The following is a 16,332-nucleotide window of genomic DNA, read 5'->3' on the forward strand; positions in this document are numbered from 1 at the left end:
ATGACGCCATCGTCATTGCCGGAGGCTGTCATGCTGCGTCTCACCCACTACCTGCAAAGCCTGCTGCAACCCGCTCCCGTCGCACCTCCGCGTCAGCCAAGCGGCCCGGTGCTGATCTGGAACCTGATCCGCCGCTGTAACCTGACCTGCCAGCACTGCTACTCCATCTCCGCCGACAAGGACTTCGCCGGTGAACTGAGCACCGCCGAGGTGTTCACGGTGATGGATGACCTGAAGGCCTTCGGCGTGCCGGTACTGATCCTGTCCGGCGGCGAGCCGCTGCTGCGCCCGGACATCTACGACATCGGCCGCCGCGCCAAGGAAATGGGCTTCTACGTCGGCCTGTCCAGCAACGGCACGCTGATTGATGCGGCCAACGTTGGCCGCATCGCCGAGGTCGGTTTCGACTATGTCGGCGTCAGCCTCGACGGCATCGGCGCCACCCACGACAAGTTCCGCCGCCTCGATGGCGGCTTCGCACTGGCGCTGAACGGCATCCGCCTGGCGCGCGACGCCGGCATGAAGGTCGGCGTGCGCTATACCATGACCGAGGACAATGCCCACGACCTGCCGGCGCTGCTGCAGCTGGTGAGCGACGAAGGCATCGACAAGTTCTACTTCTCGCACCTCAACTACGCCGGACGCGGCAATAAGCACCGCGACAGCGACGCCCGCCACGCGCGCACGCGCTGGGCGATGGAGCTGCTGATCGAGTCCTGTCTCGCCCACCTGCGGGCCGGCACGGCGAAGGAATTCGTCACCGGCAATAATGACGCCGACGGCGTCTACCTGCTGCAGTGGGCGGCGCGGCACTATCCCGAGCAGCTGGACGCCTTGCGCCAGCGCCTGACGCAGTGGGGCGGCAACGCCAGCGGTGTCAACGTCGCCAATATCGACAACCTCGGCAATGTGCACCCGGACACTATGTGGTGGAAGGTGACGCTGGGCAATGTGCGCGAGCGGCCGTTTTCCGAGATCTGGCCGGACGTGTCGCACCCGCTGATGGCCGGCCTCAAGCAGCGACCGCGACCGGTGCACGGCCGCTGCGCCGCCTGCGCCCATCTGGCGATCTGCAACGGCAATACCCGGGTGCGGGCGTGGGAGTTGAGCGACGACTTCTGGGCCTCCGATCCGGCCTGCTACCTCAGCGACGCCGAGATCGGCGTGGCGGACGGCGCCTATCCGCTGCCGCAGCTGACGCCGTGGCAGCGCATCGTGCCGCAGGCGGAGGGCAGCCGATGAAACTCGCCAGCCTGTTACTGGCCGCCATCGCCAGCCTGCCGCTGGCGGCCACCGCCGCCAATCCCGCCGATCTCTACCAGCAGCACTGCCTCAGCTGCCACGGCGCGCAACGCATGGGCGCGATGGCGCCGGCCCTGCTGCCGCAGAGCCTGGAACGGATCAAGCCGGCCGAGGTGCTGGCGGTGATCCGCGACGGCCGCGCCGCCACGCAGATGGCCGGTTTTGCCGGCCGCCTGTCCGACGCCGACATCGGCGAGCTGGCCGCCTGGCTGGCCACCCCGCCGGCGACGCCACCGCGCTGGCGCGAGGCGGATACCGCCGCGTCGCGCATTCAATACCTCGATCCGGCCAAGCTGCCGCCGCGGCCGCGCTTTGCGGCCAACGTCGATCCGCACAACCTGTTCGTGGTGGTGGAGGCCGGCGATCACCATGTCACGGTACTGGACGGCGACCGCTTCACGCCGCTCACCCGTTTCAAGAGCCGTTTCGCGCTGCACGGCGGGCCGAAGTTCTCGCCCGACGGCCGCTTTGTCTACTTTGCCAGCCGCGACGGCTGGGTGACGCAGTACGACCTGTACACGCTGCAGCCGGTGGCCGAGATCCGCGTCGGGCTGAACACTCGCAACGTGGCGGTGTCCGGCGACGGGCGCTGGGTGCTGGCCGGCAACACCCTGCCGGAGACACTGGTGCTGCTCGACGCCAACGGCCTGAAGCCGGTGAAGACCATCGCGGTGCAGGATCGCGCCGGCAGGGCGTCGCGGGTGTCGGCGGTGTACGACGCCGCGCCGCGGCACAGCTTCGTGGTGGCGCTGAAGGACGCCGCCGAGCTGTGGGAGATCTCCTACAACCCGCAGGCCGACAAGATTTATCCCGGCCTGGTGCACGACTACCAGATGGGCGAGGGGCTGGCCGTGTCCGGTTTTCTCAATCCGCGGGTGACGCCGCTGTCCATGGTGCTGGACGACTTCTTTTTCGATAGCGGCTATCGCCACGTGATGGCGGCCTCGCGCGACGGCCAGGCGCAGGTGATCAACCTCGACGCGCGCAGCAAGGTGGCGACGCTGCCGCTGGATGGCATGCCGCACCTCGGCTCCGGCATCACCTTCGAGCAGGACGGCCATCACTACATGGCGACGCCGAACCTGAAGGGCGGCCGTGTGACGGTGATCGACATGGACCGCTGGCAGGTGGCGGCCAACATCGCCACGCCGGGGCCGGGTTTTTTCCTGCGCAGCCACGAAAACACACCCTACGCCTGGGTGGACGCGATGATGTCGCCACGCCGCGACACGCTGTCCATCATCGACAAGCGCACGCTGCAGGTAGTGCGCCAGCTGACGCTGCGGCCGGGCAAGACCAATGCCCACGTCGAATTCACCCGCGACGGCCGCTACGCGCTGGTCAGCATCATGGAAACGCCGGGCGAGCTGGTGGTGGTCGATGCGGCGACGTTCCGGGAGGTGGCCGCGCTGCCGATGATGAAGCCGATCGGCAAGTACAACGTGTACAACAAGGTGACGCGTTCGGAAGGCACCAGCCATTAGCGCCGGCCAGGCCTGATTCAGCGACCACACCGGCCACGAACGGCTGACCATGCCGGCCAGGGTTGGCCGCAGGCGGCGGGGCACGACTAGCTCTTTCGGCTAGGGTGCCACCGCCTTTTGGCGCATGGTGGCGCGCGCTGGCTGCGCGTAGCCTTGCGCCATCCCTTACGGGCGGGTGCGACATCCGCAGGAAAACAGCAATGAACCAGATTGATATTCGGACCTTTTTGCAGCATCAGCCACTGTTCCAGCAGCTGTCCGAGGCGCAGCGCGAGGCGCTGGTGCCCGGCACCCGCGAGGTGCGCGGCCAGAAGGGGCAGGTGATCTTCCAGAAGGGCGATCCCTGTGACGGCATGTATCTGGTGGTGTACGGCAAGGTCAAGCTGGCGCTGACCGCGCAGAACGGCACCGAGAAGGTGATGGAAATCCTGCACCCGAGCCAGAGCTTTGCCGAGGCGGTGATGTTCCTGCGCCGGCCGTGCCCGGTGATGGCGCAGTTTGTCGAGGACGGCCTGCTGCTGCATGTCAGCGCCGAGGTGATCTTCGGCGCCATCGCGCAGGATCCGGCCTTTGCCCAGCGCATGCTGGCCGGACTGTCGTTGCGCCTGCACAGCCTGGTGCGCGACGTGGAACGCTACTCGGTGGAGAGCGCGGTGCAACGCGTGGTCGGCTACCTGCTGCAGGTGGAAGACGACGCCAGCAGCGGCTCGGTGGTGCACCTGCCGGTCAACAAGAACCTGATCGCGTCCCGGCTGAACCTGACGCCGGAAACCTTCTCCCGCGTGCTGCACCAGCTGGCGGACGAGGGCCTGATCGAGGTGCGCGGTCGCGATATCGTGCTGAAGGACCTGGAGGCGCTGCGCGACTTCGGCTTTGCCTGAGCCGGGCGCACCGTCGTACTGAATTTGCACTGGGCACACCGCCCCCGCCGTAGCGGCCGGGGCGGTGTTGGCATTGCGGCCAACCTTGCCGTGCCGTCGCCGGATTTCAGTGTCCGTGAAGAGGCGACGCCAGCGGCCGTGGCCCGATGCCGGCGCGGCGATCCAGGTGCCCGGACCAGCTGGTCAGCCCCACCGCGCCCAGCACCACCAGCGCGCCGATCCACGGCGTGGCCAGCAAGCCCAGCTTGCTCACGATCAGGCCGCCGCCCCAGGCGCCGCCGGCGATGCCGACATTGAAGGCGGCGATGTTGAGCCCGGAGGCCACGTCCACCGCATGCGGTGTTTCGCGCTCCGCCTGCTGCACCACGTACACCTGCAGGCCGGCGACATTGCCGAACGCCACCGCACCCCAGGCCAGCACCGTCAGCAGCACCAGCCATGGCGAGCTGGCGGTAAAGGTCAGCACCAGCAGCACCAGCGCCAGCAGCAGGAAGATGACCTGCAGCGCGCGCACCGGCCCGTGCCGGTCGGCCAGCCGCCCGCCCCAGATATTGCCGAATGCCACCGACACACCGTACACCAGCATGACCAGTCCGACACTGGACGGCGCGTAGCCGCTGACCTGCTGCAGGATCGGTGCGAGGTAGGTAAAGGCGATGAAGGAACCGCCATAGCCCAGCGCCGTCATCGCGTACACCAGCAGCAGCCGTGGCCGGCCCAGCACCGCCAGCTGGGCGAGCAGGCCGCCGGCCGCCGGGGTGGTGATGTTGCGCGGGATCAGCAGCAGGCTGCCGACAAAGGCGATCACCCCCAGCAGCGACACCGCCAGAAAGGTGCTCTGCCAGCCAAAGTGCTGGCCGATCCAGGTACCCAGCGGCACGCCGCTGACCAGTGCCACGGTCAGGCCGGAGAACATCAGTGCAATCGCGCTGGCCGCCTTGTCCTTGGCCACCAGGCTGGTGGCGATGGTGGCGCCGATGGAGAAGAACACGCCGTGCGCCAGACCGGTCAGCACGCGGGCGGCCATCAGTGCCTGGTAGCCCGGCGCCTGCCACGCCACCAGGTTGCCGATGGTAAACAGCGCCATCAGTCCCAGTAGCAGTGGCTTGCGCGGCAAGCGGCTGCTCAGCGCGGTGAGTACCGGTGCGCCGATGGCCACCCCCAGCGCGTACAGGCTGACCAGCAGGCCGGCGGAAGGCAGCGATACCTGCAGGTTGGCGGCAATGGTCGGGATCAGCCCGACAATGACAAATTCGGTGGTGCCGATGGCAAAGGCGCTGAGCGTCAGCGCCCACAGGGCAAGAGGCATGATGTGCTCCGGTTGGTGGGTGTGCGGCGATTGTCACCGCTTGCCAGCTGCGGAAAAACCGTCTCTACTGGCAAATACTTTTGACTGGGAGTCAATAATGATTGCCACCGATGCGCTGATTGCCTTTGTCGCCATCATAGATGGCGGCTCTTTTTCCGCCGCCGCGGCCCGGCTGCAGCAGACGCCGTCCGGCATCAGCCGCACCCTGTCGCGGCTGGAGGCGCAGCTGGGGGTGCGCCTGATCACACGCACCACGCGCCGGCTGGAGCTGACCGAAGAAGGGCGCTGGCTGCTGGAGCGCGCCCGCGACATCCTGGCGCGCCTGGGCGACACCGAGGCGCGGCTGCAGGCCAGTGCTGCCGTACCGGCGGGCGTGGTGCGCGTCAATGCCGCCAGCCCGGTGCTGAACCATCTGCTGGCGCCGCTGGTGCCCGGCTTCCTGGCCGCCTACCCGCAGATCCGGCTGGAGCTGACCGGAGCAGAAGCGATTGTCGACCTGATCGAGGAGGGGGCCGATGTCGCCATCCGCGTCGGTGCGCTGGCGGATTCCACCCTCAACGCGCGCCTGCTCGGCAGCAGCCCGTTGCGGCTGGTGGCGGCGCCGGACTACCTGCAGCGCTGCGGCCAGCCGACACAGGCCGCGGCGCTGGCGCAGCACCGCCTGCTCGGTTTCAGCAGTCCGGCGGCGCTGAATGTGTGGCCGCTGGCACAGGCGGGGCAGCACGGCTGGCCGGTCGAACCGGCGCTGAGCGCCAGCAGCGGCGAGACGCTGCGCCATCTGGCGCTGGCCGGCGCCGGCATTGCCTGTCTCGCCGATTTTCTGGTCGGCGACGATCTGCGTGCAGGCCGGCTGCAGTCGGTGCTGGCGGCCGAGGTGCTGCCGTGGCGGCAGCAGGTCTGGGCGGTGTTCTACAAGCAGGGGCAGCTGGCACCGCGGGTGGCGTGCCTGGTCGACTATCTGGCCCGGCAGCTGCCGCTGCAGCGCAGCTAGGACGGTCAGCGCCGGCGGTGGTGTTACCGTCCGACATGGCAGCTGCCGCGCGCGGCCCGCCGGGCTGCGGCCAACCTTGGTGCGAGACACGGCAGCTTCGCTGCGTCGGGAGGCCCGGTCACGCTGCTGCGTGGCGGCAAGCCAGGCAGCAGCGCTGGGCCGCGGTGTTGCCGGTGTAATGGGGCACGCGCCGGGCCGGGAACGGTGCCTGCTCCGGCGCGGCGGCGGCCTCAACGGCTGATGATCTGGTCGAAGATCGCGCCATCGTCAAAGTGGGTTTTCTGCGCGCGGGCCCAGCCGCCGAACACCCGGTCGATGGTGAACAGCCTCACCTTGCTGAACTGGGCGGCGTACTTGGCGGCCACCTTGGCGTCGCGCGGGCGGTAGTAGTTCTGCGCCGCCAGCTCCTGCCCCAGCGGGCTGTACAGGTAGCGCAGGTAGGCCTCCGCCATCTTGCGCGTGCCGCGCTTGTCGACCACCTTGTCCACCACGCTCACCGGCGGCTCGGCCAGGATCGACACCGACGGCACCACGATGTCGAACTTGTCCGGCCCCAGCTCCTTGCTGGCGAGGAAGGCCTCGTTTTCCCACGAGATCAGCACGTCGCCGATGCCGCGCTGCGAGAAGGTGACCAGCGAGCCGCGGGCGCCGGAATCCAGCACCTTCACGTTGCGGTAGATCTTCTGCACCAGCGCGCGGGCACTGGCATCGTTGCCGCCGGGCTGTTGCAGCGCGTAGCCCCACGCCGCCAGGTAATTCCAGCGTGCGCCGCCACCGGTTTTCGGATTGGGGGCGATGACCTCTACCCCGGGGCGGGCCAGGTCGTTCCAGTCGCGGATGGCTTTCGGGTTGCCCTTGCGCACCAGCAGCACGATGGTGGAGGTGTACGGCGTGCTGTTGTGTGGCAGGCGGCTTTGCCAGTTGGCCGGCACCAGCGCGCCATTCTGGTGCAGTTCGTCAATGTCGTTGGACAGCGCCAGCGTCACCACGTCCGCCTCCAGCCCGTCGATCACCGAGCGCGCCTGCTTGCCGGAGCCGCCGTGCGACTGCTTGACGCTGACGGTTTCACCGGTTTGCGCCTGCCAGTGCTTGGCGAAGGCGGCGTTGAACTCCTGGTACAGCTCGCGCGTCGGGTCGTAGGACACGTTGAGCAGGCTGACATCGGCCATGGCCGTTTGGCTCAGCAGGCTGGCAAACAGCAGCGCGCCGGCAAGTGGTTTCAGTTTCATGGGTGCACCCCGGTGTTGAATGTGACTGTCATTGTCCGGGGGCGGCCGGCGGCGGTGAACCAAGCAAAATTCACAAGCTAATCAGCGCTGGCGGCCGACGCCGGGGCGGGCCCGCTGCGGCCAACGTTGTGGCGGCGACAACGCAACACAGGCCGCGCCCGCAGGCCGGCCTGTGTTGTGCTGCGTGGCCGTTCAGAACGGCTTGTCGCCGAGGATGGTGGCGCGGTGCATGATGCGGTGCGCCGGGCGGTAGTCGTCCACCGCGTAGTGCTGGGTGACGCGGTTGTCCCAGAACGCGATGTCACCCGGCTGCCAGCGCCAGCGCACGCTGAATTCGGGCTTGGCAAAGTGGGCAAACAGAAACGCCAGCAGCGCGTCGCTCTCCGCCGGCGGCAGCTCGTTGATGCGGGTGGTGAAACCGTCGCTGACGAACAGCGCCTTGTCGCCACTCACCGGGTGGGTGCGGATCACCGGATGGTTCACCGGCGGCGTGCTGCGGCGGGTGGCCTCGTAATTGGCCAGCGCCTCCGGCGTGTGGCCGAAGCGCTCCAGCGGGAACGACTTGGTGAAGTCGTGCGTCGCGGTCAGCCCGTCCAGCAGTTGCTGCAGACGCGGCGACAGCGCGGCGTAGGCGGCGGTGCCGCTGGCCCACAGCGTGTCGCCGCCGTATTCCGGCAGCTGCCGTGCCACCAGCACCGAGCCCAGCGGCGGGGTGTCGATGAAGGTGACGTCGGTGTGCCAGATGGCGTTGTCGCGCAGGTCGTTCAGCGCGGTGTCCAGCACCATGATCTGCGGCGTGTCCGCGATTTTCGGGTACAGCGGATGGATGTGCAGGTCGCCGAACCAGGCGGCGAAATCGCGCTGCTGCTGCGGGCTGAGATCCTGATTCCGGAAAAACAGCACCTGGTGTTGCAGCAGCGCGGCGCTGAGCGCCTGTTGCCGTGCGCTGTCCAGCGGCTGTGCCAGGTCGATGCCGCTGACGATGGCGCCCAGTGCCGGGCTGAGGCGGGTGAAGTGCAGACTCATGACGGTAATCCTTTCAATGGTGTTGGCCGTGCCACGGGGTAAGGCGCTGCTGCAGCCGGCGCAGGCCCAGCTCCAGCGCGAAGGCGACCAGCGCGATGACGATGATGCCGAGCACCACCACGTCGGTGACCAGGAACTGCGCGGCGGACTGGATCATGAAACCCAGCCCGCGGGTGGCGGCGATCAGCTCTGCCGCCACCAGGGTCGACCAGCCGGCGCCGAGGCCGATGCGCACGCCGGTGATGATCTCCGGTAGCGCGCCGGGCAGGATCACGTGGCGCAGCAGCTGCCAGCGGCTGGCGCCCAGCGACAGCGCCGCCTGTCGCCGCAGCTGGCTGACGCTGGCGACGCCGTGGGCGGTGGCGATCAGCACCGGCGCCAGGATGGCGAGAAAGATCAGCAGCACCTTGGACAATTCGCCGATGCCGAACCAGATCACGATCAGCGGCAGGTAGGCCAGCGGCGGCAGCGGGCGGTAGAACTCGATCACCGGATCGAGCAGGTGTCGCGCCAGCGGAAACACGCCGATGACGATGCCCAGCGGGATGCCGACGACGACCGCCGCCAGCAGCGCCAGCAGCATGCGTTGCAGGCTGGCCAGCAGGTGCTGCGGCAGGGTGGCGTCCATGTAGCCGCCGGCCAGCAGCTCGCCGAACTTGGCCAGCACCGCTTGCGGCGGCGGCAGGAACAGCGGCGCAATCAGCCCGCTGGCGGTGAGCGCCCACCACAGCAGCAGCAGGCTGGCGATGCTGAGCGCGGCCCAGTGCGCCGCTTGCGGCTGCCAGCGGCGGCCGGTCGGGGCGGGCGGGCCAGGCGGATTGCCGAAGTCGAGGGTGTCGGGCACCGCGATCAGGGCGGGTGGGGTGGTGGGCATCAGGCGGCCTCCTCGTGACCTTGCCGGAACAGGCTGTGCAGCAGCGATTCGCGCAGTGCGATGAATGCCGGATCGGACTTGATGGCGCGCACGTCCTCGCCGGCGCGGTAGCGCTGGTTAAAGGTTGGCCGCAAGCGCTGCACGATGCGCCCCGGCCCCGGCGACATCAGCATCAGCTCGGTGGCGAGGAACAGCGCCTCCTCAATGTCGTGGGTGATCAGGAACACGCCGCGCTGCGACTGCTGCCACACGCGCAGCAGCAACTGCTGCATCTGCTCGCGGGTGAACGCGTCCAGCGCGCCGAACGGCTCGTCCAGCAGCAGCACCTGCGAGCGGCTGGCCAGCGCGCGGGCGATGCCGACGCGCTGGCGCATGCCGCCGGACAGCTGCCAGGTGCGCTTGCCGGCGACATCGGCCAGCCCGACCAGGCGCAGGGTGTCGGCGACGATGCGCTCGCGCGCCGCCGCGTCCGCCCCCTGCAGCTTGAGACCGAAGGCGACGTTGTCGTGCACGTTCAGCCACGGCAGCAGCGCGTCATGCTGGAACACCACCGCGCGCTCCACTCCCGGTGCCGTCACCGGCTGGCCGGCAAACAGCACCCGGCCCTGGCTGGGCGCGATGAAACCGGCCAGCACCCCCAGCAGCGTGCTCTTGCCGCAACCGGACGGCCCCAGCGCCACCAGCAGTTCGTCACGCGCGAGGCTCAGCGACACCTGATGCAGTGCCGGCTGCGACTGGCCGGGGTAGGTGACGCCAAGCTTGTCGACTTGTAGCAGGCTCATGGTCGGCTCCGTCTAGCGCAGCGCGGCGTTGATGAACTGGTTGGTGACGTAGGGCGTGTAGCTCGGCTGCAGGCTGTCGACCTTGCCCTGCGACTTGAGGAAGGCGGCGGTATCGCCGACCGCCTTCACCAGCGGCTGTTGCAGCAGCTTGCTCTGCTCGGCCAGCGACGGGTAGATATTGCTCGGCAGCAGCGCGCTGACTTCCTCCGGCTTGCTGCCGGTGAGGCGGGCGATCTTCGCCACGTTGGCCGCATTGCTGGCGAAACCTTTCGGGTCCTTGTTGTAGCGCTCGAACACCTTGCCGGTGACGCTCACGAACTGCTTGAGGAAATCCGGATTCCTGGCGGCGAAGTCCTGGCGCACGATCCACAGGTCGTAGGTCGGCGCGCCCCATTTGCCGACTTCGGCCGAGCTGGTCAGCACCTTGCCGCTGGCGCGCACCTTACCCAGTGCCGGCTCCCACACATAGGCGCCGTCGATGTCGCCACGCTGCCAGGCGGCGGCGATTTCGCTGGGGCGCAGGTTGAGGATGGTGACCTTGCCGGCATCCACCTTCCAGTGCTTCAGTGCCGCCAGCAGGCTGTAGTGGGTGGTGGACACGTACGGCACCGCGATCTTCTTGCCGACCAGATCGGCCGGCTTGCTGATGCCGCTGCCGTTGCGCACCACCAGCGCCTCGGATTCGCCGATCACGCCGGTGACGAGGAAGGTCTGGATCGGCAGGCCGCGGCTGGCGGCGGCGGCCAGCGGGCTGGAGCCGATATTGCCGATCGGCACGTCGCCGGAGGCCACCGCGGCGATCACCTCGGCGCCGCTCTCGAACTTGCGCCAGTTGATCTTCTTGCCGGTGGCTTTTTCGTAGTCGCCGTCGGCCTGCGCCACCTTGGACGGGTCGACGCCGGTCTGGAACGCGATGGTGACACCGTCATCGGCAACGGCGGTGCCGGCAACAAAGGCCAGCGACACAAACAGGGAAACGAGGGCGGGGCGGGTCATGGCAATCTCCAGTGGTGTATCGTTTGCAATGACACCATTAAAAAGAGAAACCGGCGGACGGGGAAATAACAAAAGCTGCACCTTATATTCAGCACCGGATGCGGTATTTATCGGTTAAATGAATAAGCGCCACTAACAAAACCCCTGATCCTGCGTTGCGCCTCCTTGCCGTACTCATTGTACTGTCTGCGTCGGCGCGCCTTGGTTTAGGTGCTCTGCGAGGTTTTGTTAGCGGCGCTAATTCGGTAATTAAATGGCGGGTGGCGTTGTGAATAAAGCAGATGGCGATATCGGTTTTATCTATAAAGTGGCAGCGAATTGGCAGGTAAAGTGCGCTCTGCTATTACTGATGAATATTGGCCATGAAACGCTTCAAGCAGTCGAAGGGTTTTCCGGCGGGATTTAACCCGCAACAATTAAGCGGTTGTCAGCAACTGCTGGCCGCCTTGCCGTATCCCGCGCAATTGCACTGGAACGAGCGCGAGGTGTTTGCCTGCTTTGACGGCTGGTGGCTGACCAGCGAGTTCTTCCCGGTGGCCAGCTTCTACGACGCGGCCCCGCAGCGGGCGCACTACGCGGCGCGGCTGCGCATTCACGGCCGCTTCGGCCAGAACCTGCCGGCCAACTGGCTGTTCGCGCTGAACTACGGCGAAAGCAAGACCGTGTCGCTGCTGAAGCTGATCCGCGTGCTGCACCTGCTCAATCACCTGGGGCGCAACGATGTCGCACTGCCGCTGCGCATCGATCTCGATCCGCGCATCTGCCACGCCTTCAGCGACCGCATCATCGACTTCACCACGGCACTGCTGGCGCAGCTGGGGCTGGCCAGCCGGCAGGTGATGTTCCTGCTGTTCATCAACCAGCCCACCTCCGAGCTGGGGGTGGCGCTGGTGCGCCGCTACCGCGAGCAAGGCCATCTGGTGGGGCTGGGCGGCTTTGGCGACAGCGAGCACGACTTGTCGCGGCTGTGGCGGCTGGAGCCGGATTTTGTCTGCCTGTCGCCGCGCTTCATGCGCCGCGCCGTGATGTATCCGCAGGTGCGCGACCAGCTGCTGGCGCTGATGCCGCAGCTGGTGGCGCAGGGCTTCGCGCTGGGGGTGGAGGAAATCGTGTGCGACAACATGCTGGCCATGGCGCAGCAGATGCAGGCGCGCTATTACGCCGGGCAGCTGGTGTCGCAGCGGCTGGCGCCGGCCTGATATGCAATGCAGCGCGCGCCGGATAAGCAATGCACTTTTGCTTGGTTCCCTGGCGCCGGCCGGCTGCCTATAGTGGCCTCATCGCGTGATGACACGCAGCCACTCTTGCATCAGGAGCTTCTATGACACTGCGTCTTGGCGACATCGCCCCCGACTTTGAACAGGCGTCCAGCGACGGCAACATCCGTTTTCATGACTGGCTGGGTAACAGCTGGGGCGTGCTGTTTTCGCATCCGGCCGACTTTACCCCGGTGTGCACCACCGAGCTGGGACTGACCGCCAAGCTGAAGGACGAGTTTGCCCGGCGCAACGTGAAGGTGATCGCGCTGTCGGTCGATCCGGTGGCGTCGCATCTGGCGTGGATCGAGGACATCAACGACACGCAAGGCACCACGGTGAATTTCCCGATCCTTGCCGATGCCGACCGCAAGGTGTCCGAGCTGTACGACCTGATCCACCCCAACGCCAGCAGCACCCATACCGTGCGTTCGGTGTTCGTGATCGATCCGGCGAAGAAGATCCGCCTGACGCTGACCTATCCGGCCAGTACCGGCCGCAATTTCAACGAGCTGCTGCGGGTGATCGATTCGCTGCAGCTGACCGAATACCACAGCGTGGCGACGCCGGCCAACTGGCAGCAGGGCGACGAGGTGGTGATCGTGCCGTCGCTGCAGGATGAAGACCTGATCCGGCAGAAATTCCCCAACGGTTATCGCGCGCTGCGACCCTATCTGCGCCTGACGCCGCAGCCGGGCTGATCCGTTTTTTTGTGGTGGCTTTACTTGTTGTCTCTGCGTTTTCTCCTCTTGGGCTTTTGTTGGCCGGGCTTGTCAGCCCGGCCGTTTTTTTTGCCCGCTGGCCGTGGTGACAGCGCCCGCTGCGCCACGGCTCAGGACACGGCGTCGATATCGGCGTAGCGCTCGTGGATCGCCATGATCTGGTCCCGGTGGTCGTGGAGTGCCTGCACGCAGTCGGCATCCAGCTTGCCGGCCTGAACCATGCGCTCCAGCTCGGCCAGCGCATTGTTCGGCGACCAGACCGGCTTGTACGGCCGGATCGCCGTCAGCGCATCGAAGATGTCGGCCACGGTCACGATGCGGGCCTCCAGCGGGATGGCGTCCTGTCGCAGCTGCCGCGGATAGCCGGAGCCATCGAGGTATTCGTGATGGCAGTGCACGATGTTGCGCAGGATGGTGGAGTCCGGCAGGCGCTGGTGCGTACCGGTGCCCACGATGCGGTCGATGATCTGTATCCCCTTGTCGACATGGGTTTCCATGATGGCGCGCTCGGCCGGATCGAGCCGGCCCGGCTTGAGCAGCACCTTGTCGGGGATGCCGATCTTGCCGATATCGTGCAGCGACGAAAACAGGTACACGCACTCCACGAACTCGTCATTGCGGCCGTAGCGCGGCGCGACGGCCCGGGCAATCACGCGCGAGTAGCGTGCCATGCGCTCCAGGTGGGAGCCGGTTTCAAAATCGCGCACCTCGGCCAGCTCGCGGGCCACCCGCGTCGCCTCCAGTACCGAGCGCACGGCGGACAGCTCGCTCGCAATCGCCATGCTGATCAGGCTGGTATACAGCACCAGATCGCGCTGCACCTGCGGCTTGAAGGCCGCCGCCTGCATCGAATCGAAGAACACGAAACCGGCGAGGCTGCCGCCGTCGTAGAAGGGCACCGTGAACGACGAGCGGTAACCCTGCTCGCGCAGCCAGGTGCTGTGCACGGTATCGGACAGCAGCGCGTGCTCGATGTTGTCGAGCACGCGGAATTCGCCGCTGGCGGCCAGGGCGCTCAGCGCGTGGCTGTCGGACAGCTTGTATTCGTAACTGGTGATGGCCTTGCCCGCGCGGGTGCTGTTGATGAAGGTCTTGAGTACGTCGTCGTTCTCGTCATACAGCGCACAGGCGATGCGATCGACCACCGGCACCGTTTCCAGCAGGCGGTCGTGCAACTCGTGGAGACGCTGGCTGAGCGTGTCGTCGTGAAGATTCAGGGCCATCATCAGGAACTGCGGGGTTACGGTCATCAAGACTGGCTTTCAAGGGTTAACGTCACAACAGGGCGGGGGTCAGCGCTACCTTAATACGCATCACGGCTGCAAGCCATCCCTAATCCATTCCAGCGTGGTTTTATCTGCGATCCGACGCGTGTGGGCAGACGGCCGCCGGTAGCGGCACGGCACGCTGGCAATGGTGCCGCCGGCAGCGCAGACCCGCTGGCGGCCGCGACAGAGCCGACTATCCTGAACACAGACATTCCCCGCATCCGCCGGCCACAGGAGGCCGGCTGCTGCGCCGCGTGTTTCCCCACCGCGCCGGCCGCGTCCGGCGATTTCGATGCCCGAAGGAGAATGCGATGACCACTCCCTACCAACGCCTGGACAAGGACAACGCTGCCGTGCTGCTGGTGGATCACCAGGCCGGCCTGCTGTCGCTGGTGCGCGATATCGACCCCGACAAGTTCAAGAACAACGTGCTGGCACTGGGCGATCTGGCCCGGTACTTCAAGCTGCCGACCATCCTGACCACCAGTTTCGAAAGCGGCCCCAACGGCCCGCTGGTGCCGGAGCTGAAGGCGCAGTTTCCGGATGCGCCGTACATTGCCCGTCCCGGCCAGATCAATGCCTGGGACAACGCCGACTTTGTGCAGGCGGTCAAGGCCACCGGCAAGCGGCAGCTGATCTTGGCCGGGGTGGTGACCGAAGTGTGCGTCGCCTTCCCGGCGCTGTCGGCGCTCGAAGCAGGCTACGAGGTGTTCGTGGTCACCGATGCCTCCGGCACCTTCAACGACCTCACCCGCCAGGCCGCCTGGGCGCGCATGTCGCAGGCGGGCGCCCAGCTGATGACCTGGTTCGGCGTGGCCTGCGAGCTGCATCGTGACTGGCGCAACGACATCGAGGGCCTGGGCACGCTGTTCTCGAACCACATCCCGGACTACCGCAACCTGATCACCAGCTACACCACGCTGAGCGCCGGCAAGTAGGCCATACGACAAGGGCCACCTTGCGGTGACCCTTGTCGTGCGTAGCGCGGTCGCCGCCCCGCGCGCCGGATGGCTCAGGGCGCCGGGTTGGGAATCGCCTGGTGGATGGCGTCGATGGCGGCCAACGTTGCCGCATCCAGCGTCAGTTCGGCGCTGGCAATGTTTTCCTCCAGCTGCGCCAGCGTGGTGGCGCCGATGATGTTGCTGGTCACGAACGGCCGGCTGTTGACGTAGGCCAGCGCCAGCTGTGCCGGCGACAGCCCGCGCTCACGCGCCAGCGCCACGTAGCGCGCGGTGGCCGCTTCCGCCTGCGGGTTGGTGTAGCGGGTGAAGCGGTCGAACAGCGTCAGCCGCGCGCCCTGCGGCTGGGCGCCGTCCAGGTATTTGCCGGACAGCACGCCGAAGGCCAGCGGCGAGTAGGCCAGCAGCCCCACCTGTTCGCGGTGGCTGAACTCGGCCAGTCCCACTTCATAGCTGCGGTTGAGCAGGCTGTACGGGTTCTGGATGCTGGCCACGCGCGGCAGATCATGACGCTCGGCCAGCGCCAGGAACTGCGCCAGACCCCACGGCGTTTCGTTGGAGACGCCGATGGCGCGCACCTTGCCGGCGGCGACGAAATCCTGCAGCACACGCAGGGTTTCCTCGATGGCGACGCTGCCCGGCGCATCGTCCTGCCACGGGTAGCCCAGCTGGCCGAAGTAGTTGGTGCTGCGGTCCGGCCAGTGCAGCTGGTACAGGTCGACATGATCGGTCTGCAGCCGGCGCAGGCTGTCGTGCAGCGCCTGGGTCAGGTTGGCGCGGTCGAAGTGCACCTTGCCGTCGCGGATATGGCCGGGGCGTTTCGGGTCGCTGCTCGGCCCCGCCGCCTTGGTGGCCAGCACGATGCGCTCGCGCCGGCCGCCCTTGGCCAGCCAGCTGCCGATATGGCTTTCGGTAAGCCCTTGGGTGTCGGCCTTGGGGGGCACCGGGTACATCTCGGCGGTGTCGATCAGGTTGATGCCGCGTTCCAGCGCCAGATCCAGCTGGCTGTGGGCGTCGGCTTCGCTGTTCTGTTCGCCCCAGGTCATGGTGCCCAGCGAGATCAGGCTGACGTGGATGCCGCTGCGGCCGAGTGGTCGGAATTCCATGGTTAGGGTTGCCTTGTGGTTGGGTGGTGACGTTACGGTGCCACAGTGGCACGGCCGGGGCCAGCGCCAGGATCAGGCGCGGCGCTGCCTGCCGGTCAAAGTCCCGCGACTTGACCCGGCCTGCCAGTCATTTGAAGCCGTGCATCT

At 67.0% G+C, this 16,332-nt stretch carries 15 protein-coding genes; 7 read left to right on the top strand and 8 right to left on the bottom strand.

What is annotated here, in order from left to right; all coding sequences use genetic code 11:
• Positions 1–30: 30 nt before the first annotated feature.
• The 3 genes from nirJ (at position 31) to ACG97_RS10240 (ending at position 3,667) form a co-directional block, all read left to right on the top strand.
• The gene (gene nirJ / locus ACG97_RS10230) at positions 31–1,242 is read left to right on the top strand and encodes a heme d1 biosynthesis radical SAM protein NirJ (protein ID WP_047967254.1); all 1,212 of its coding nucleotides are present in this window, start codon (positions 31–33) and stop codon (positions 1,240–1,242) included.
• Positions 1,239–2,786 carry a nitrite reductase gene (locus ACG97_RS10235; RefSeq protein ID WP_047967255.1) on the top strand — a complete coding sequence of 516 codons (1,548 nt, stop codon included), beginning with the start codon at positions 1,239–1,241 and terminating at the stop codon, positions 2,784–2,786. Before nirJ ends, ACG97_RS10235 begins: the two co-directional genes overlap by 4 nt.
• A 200-nt stretch (positions 2,787–2,986) precedes the next feature.
• The gene (locus ACG97_RS10240) at positions 2,987–3,667 is read left to right on the top strand and encodes a Crp/Fnr family transcriptional regulator (protein WP_047967256.1); all 681 of its coding nucleotides are present in this window, start codon (positions 2,987–2,989) and stop codon (positions 3,665–3,667) included.
• A 106-nt stretch (positions 3,668–3,773) separates the two neighbouring features.
• Here the strand turns inward: ACG97_RS10240 and ACG97_RS10245 are convergent, their stop codons facing one another.
• Positions 3,774–4,976 (bottom strand): MFS transporter, encoded by a 1,203-nt coding sequence (locus tag ACG97_RS10245; RefSeq protein ID WP_047967257.1) that lies wholly within the window; start codon positions 4,974–4,976, stop codon positions 3,774–3,776.
• A gap of 97 nt (positions 4,977–5,073) precedes the next feature.
• Between ACG97_RS10245 and ACG97_RS10250 the strand changes: the two genes are divergently transcribed.
• Complete coding sequence (locus tag ACG97_RS10250; protein WP_047967258.1) at positions 5,074–5,967, top strand: LysR family transcriptional regulator; 894 nt, start codon at positions 5,074–5,076, stop codon at positions 5,965–5,967.
• Positions 5,968–6,197: 230 nt separating this feature from the next.
• Here the strand turns inward: ACG97_RS10250 and ACG97_RS10255 are convergent, their stop codons facing one another.
• From ACG97_RS10255 to tauA, 5 genes are all read right to left on the bottom strand, one after another.
• The gene (locus ACG97_RS10255) at positions 6,198–7,196 is read right to left on the bottom strand and encodes a sulfate ABC transporter substrate-binding protein (RefSeq protein ID WP_047967259.1); all 999 of its coding nucleotides are present in this window, start codon (positions 7,194–7,196) and stop codon (positions 6,198–6,200) included.
• Between the two features lie 192 nt (positions 7,197–7,388).
• Positions 7,389–8,222 (bottom strand): taurine dioxygenase, encoded by an 834-nt coding sequence (tauD, locus tag ACG97_RS10260; RefSeq protein ID WP_047967260.1) that lies wholly within the window; start codon positions 8,220–8,222, stop codon positions 7,389–7,391.
• Positions 8,223–8,235: 13 nt separating this feature from the next.
• A complete protein-coding gene (gene tauC / locus ACG97_RS10265) occupies positions 8,236–9,096 on the bottom strand; it encodes a taurine ABC transporter permease TauC (protein ID WP_082133720.1) in 861 nt (286 codons plus the stop codon).
• Positions 9,096–9,878 carry a taurine ABC transporter ATP-binding subunit gene (gene tauB, locus ACG97_RS10270; RefSeq protein WP_047967261.1) on the bottom strand — a complete coding sequence of 261 codons (783 nt, stop codon included), beginning with the start codon at positions 9,876–9,878 and terminating at the stop codon, positions 9,096–9,098. Before tauB ends, tauC begins: the two co-directional genes overlap by 1 nt.
• A gap of 12 nt (positions 9,879–9,890) precedes the next feature.
• On the bottom strand, positions 9,891–10,874 hold the full coding sequence (gene tauA, locus ACG97_RS10275) for a taurine ABC transporter substrate-binding protein (RefSeq protein ID WP_047967262.1): 984 nt from the start codon (positions 10,872–10,874) through the stop codon (positions 9,891–9,893).
• Positions 10,875–11,236: 362 nt separating this feature from the next.
• On the opposite strand from tauA, the gene ACG97_RS10280 reads away from it, so the two are divergent.
• On the top strand, positions 11,237–12,073 hold the full coding sequence (locus ACG97_RS10280; protein ID WP_082133721.1) for an EAL domain-containing protein: 837 nt from the start codon (positions 11,237–11,239) through the stop codon (positions 12,071–12,073).
• A gap of 122 nt (positions 12,074–12,195) precedes the next feature.
• A complete protein-coding gene (locus tag ACG97_RS10285; protein ID WP_047967264.1) occupies positions 12,196–12,831 on the top strand; it encodes a peroxiredoxin in 636 nt (211 codons plus the stop codon).
• A 131-nt stretch (positions 12,832–12,962) separates the two neighbouring features.
• On the opposite strand, the gene ACG97_RS10290 is transcribed toward ACG97_RS10285, so the two are convergent.
• Positions 12,963–14,102 carry an HD domain-containing phosphohydrolase gene (locus ACG97_RS10290; protein ID WP_202902746.1) on the bottom strand — a complete coding sequence of 380 codons (1,140 nt, stop codon included), beginning with the start codon at positions 14,100–14,102 and terminating at the stop codon, positions 12,963–12,965.
• A gap of 329 nt (positions 14,103–14,431) precedes the next feature.
• Here ACG97_RS10290 and ycaC point away from each other — a divergent pair, with 329 nt between their 5' ends.
• Positions 14,432–15,058 carry an isochorismate family cysteine hydrolase YcaC gene (ycaC, locus tag ACG97_RS10295; protein WP_047967265.1) on the top strand — a complete coding sequence of 209 codons (627 nt, stop codon included), beginning with the start codon at positions 14,432–14,434 and terminating at the stop codon, positions 15,056–15,058.
• 74 nt (positions 15,059–15,132) lie between these two features.
• On the opposite strand, the gene ACG97_RS10300 is transcribed toward ycaC, so the two are convergent.
• Positions 15,133–16,185, bottom strand: coding sequence for an NADP(H)-dependent aldo-keto reductase (locus ACG97_RS10300; RefSeq protein WP_047967266.1), 1,053 nt, complete (start codon positions 16,183–16,185; stop codon positions 15,133–15,135).
• Between the last annotated feature and the right edge of the window lie 147 nt (positions 16,186–16,332).

Source organism: Vogesella sp. EB, from assembly GCF_001037925.1.
Lineage (GTDB): Bacteria > Pseudomonadota > Gammaproteobacteria > Burkholderiales > Chromobacteriaceae > Vogesella > Vogesella indigofera.

Coding starts and splice junctions, on each gene's coding strand:
- nirJ (WP_047967254.1), top strand. CDS start 31: ATGCTGCGTCTCACCCACTACCTGCAAAGCCTGCTGCAACCCGCTCCC.
- ACG97_RS10235 (WP_047967255.1), top strand. CDS start 1,239: ATGAAACTCGCCAGCCTGTTACTGGCCGCCATCGCCAGCCTGCCGCTG.
- ACG97_RS10240 (WP_047967256.1), top strand. CDS start 2,987: ATGAACCAGATTGATATTCGGACCTTTTTGCAGCATCAGCCACTGTTC.
- ACG97_RS10245 (WP_047967257.1), bottom strand. CDS start 4,976: ATGCCTCTTGCCCTGTGGGCGCTGACGCTCAGCGCCTTTGCCATCGGC.
- ACG97_RS10250 (WP_047967258.1), top strand. CDS start 5,074: ATGATTGCCACCGATGCGCTGATTGCCTTTGTCGCCATCATAGATGGC.
- ACG97_RS10255 (WP_047967259.1), bottom strand. CDS start 7,196: ATGAAACTGAAACCACTTGCCGGCGCGCTGCTGTTTGCCAGCCTGCTG.
- tauD (WP_047967260.1), bottom strand. CDS start 8,222: ATGAGTCTGCACTTCACCCGCCTCAGCCCGGCACTGGGCGCCATCGTC.
- tauC (WP_082133720.1), bottom strand. CDS start 9,096: ATGCCCACCACCCCACCCGCCCTGATCGCGGTGCCCGACACCCTCGAC.
- tauB (WP_047967261.1), bottom strand. CDS start 9,878: ATGAGCCTGCTACAAGTCGACAAGCTTGGCGTCACCTACCCCGGCCAG.
- tauA (WP_047967262.1), bottom strand. CDS start 10,874: ATGACCCGCCCCGCCCTCGTTTCCCTGTTTGTGTCGCTGGCCTTTGTT.
- ACG97_RS10280 (WP_082133721.1), top strand. CDS start 11,237: ATGAAACGCTTCAAGCAGTCGAAGGGTTTTCCGGCGGGATTTAACCCG.
- ACG97_RS10285 (WP_047967264.1), top strand. CDS start 12,196: ATGACACTGCGTCTTGGCGACATCGCCCCCGACTTTGAACAGGCGTCC.
- ACG97_RS10290 (WP_202902746.1), bottom strand. CDS start 14,102: ATGACCGTAACCCCGCAGTTCCTGATGATGGCCCTGAATCTTCACGAC.
- ycaC (WP_047967265.1), top strand. CDS start 14,432: ATGACCACTCCCTACCAACGCCTGGACAAGGACAACGCTGCCGTGCTG.
- ACG97_RS10300 (WP_047967266.1), bottom strand. CDS start 16,185: ATGGAATTCCGACCACTCGGCCGCAGCGGCATCCACGTCAGCCTGATC.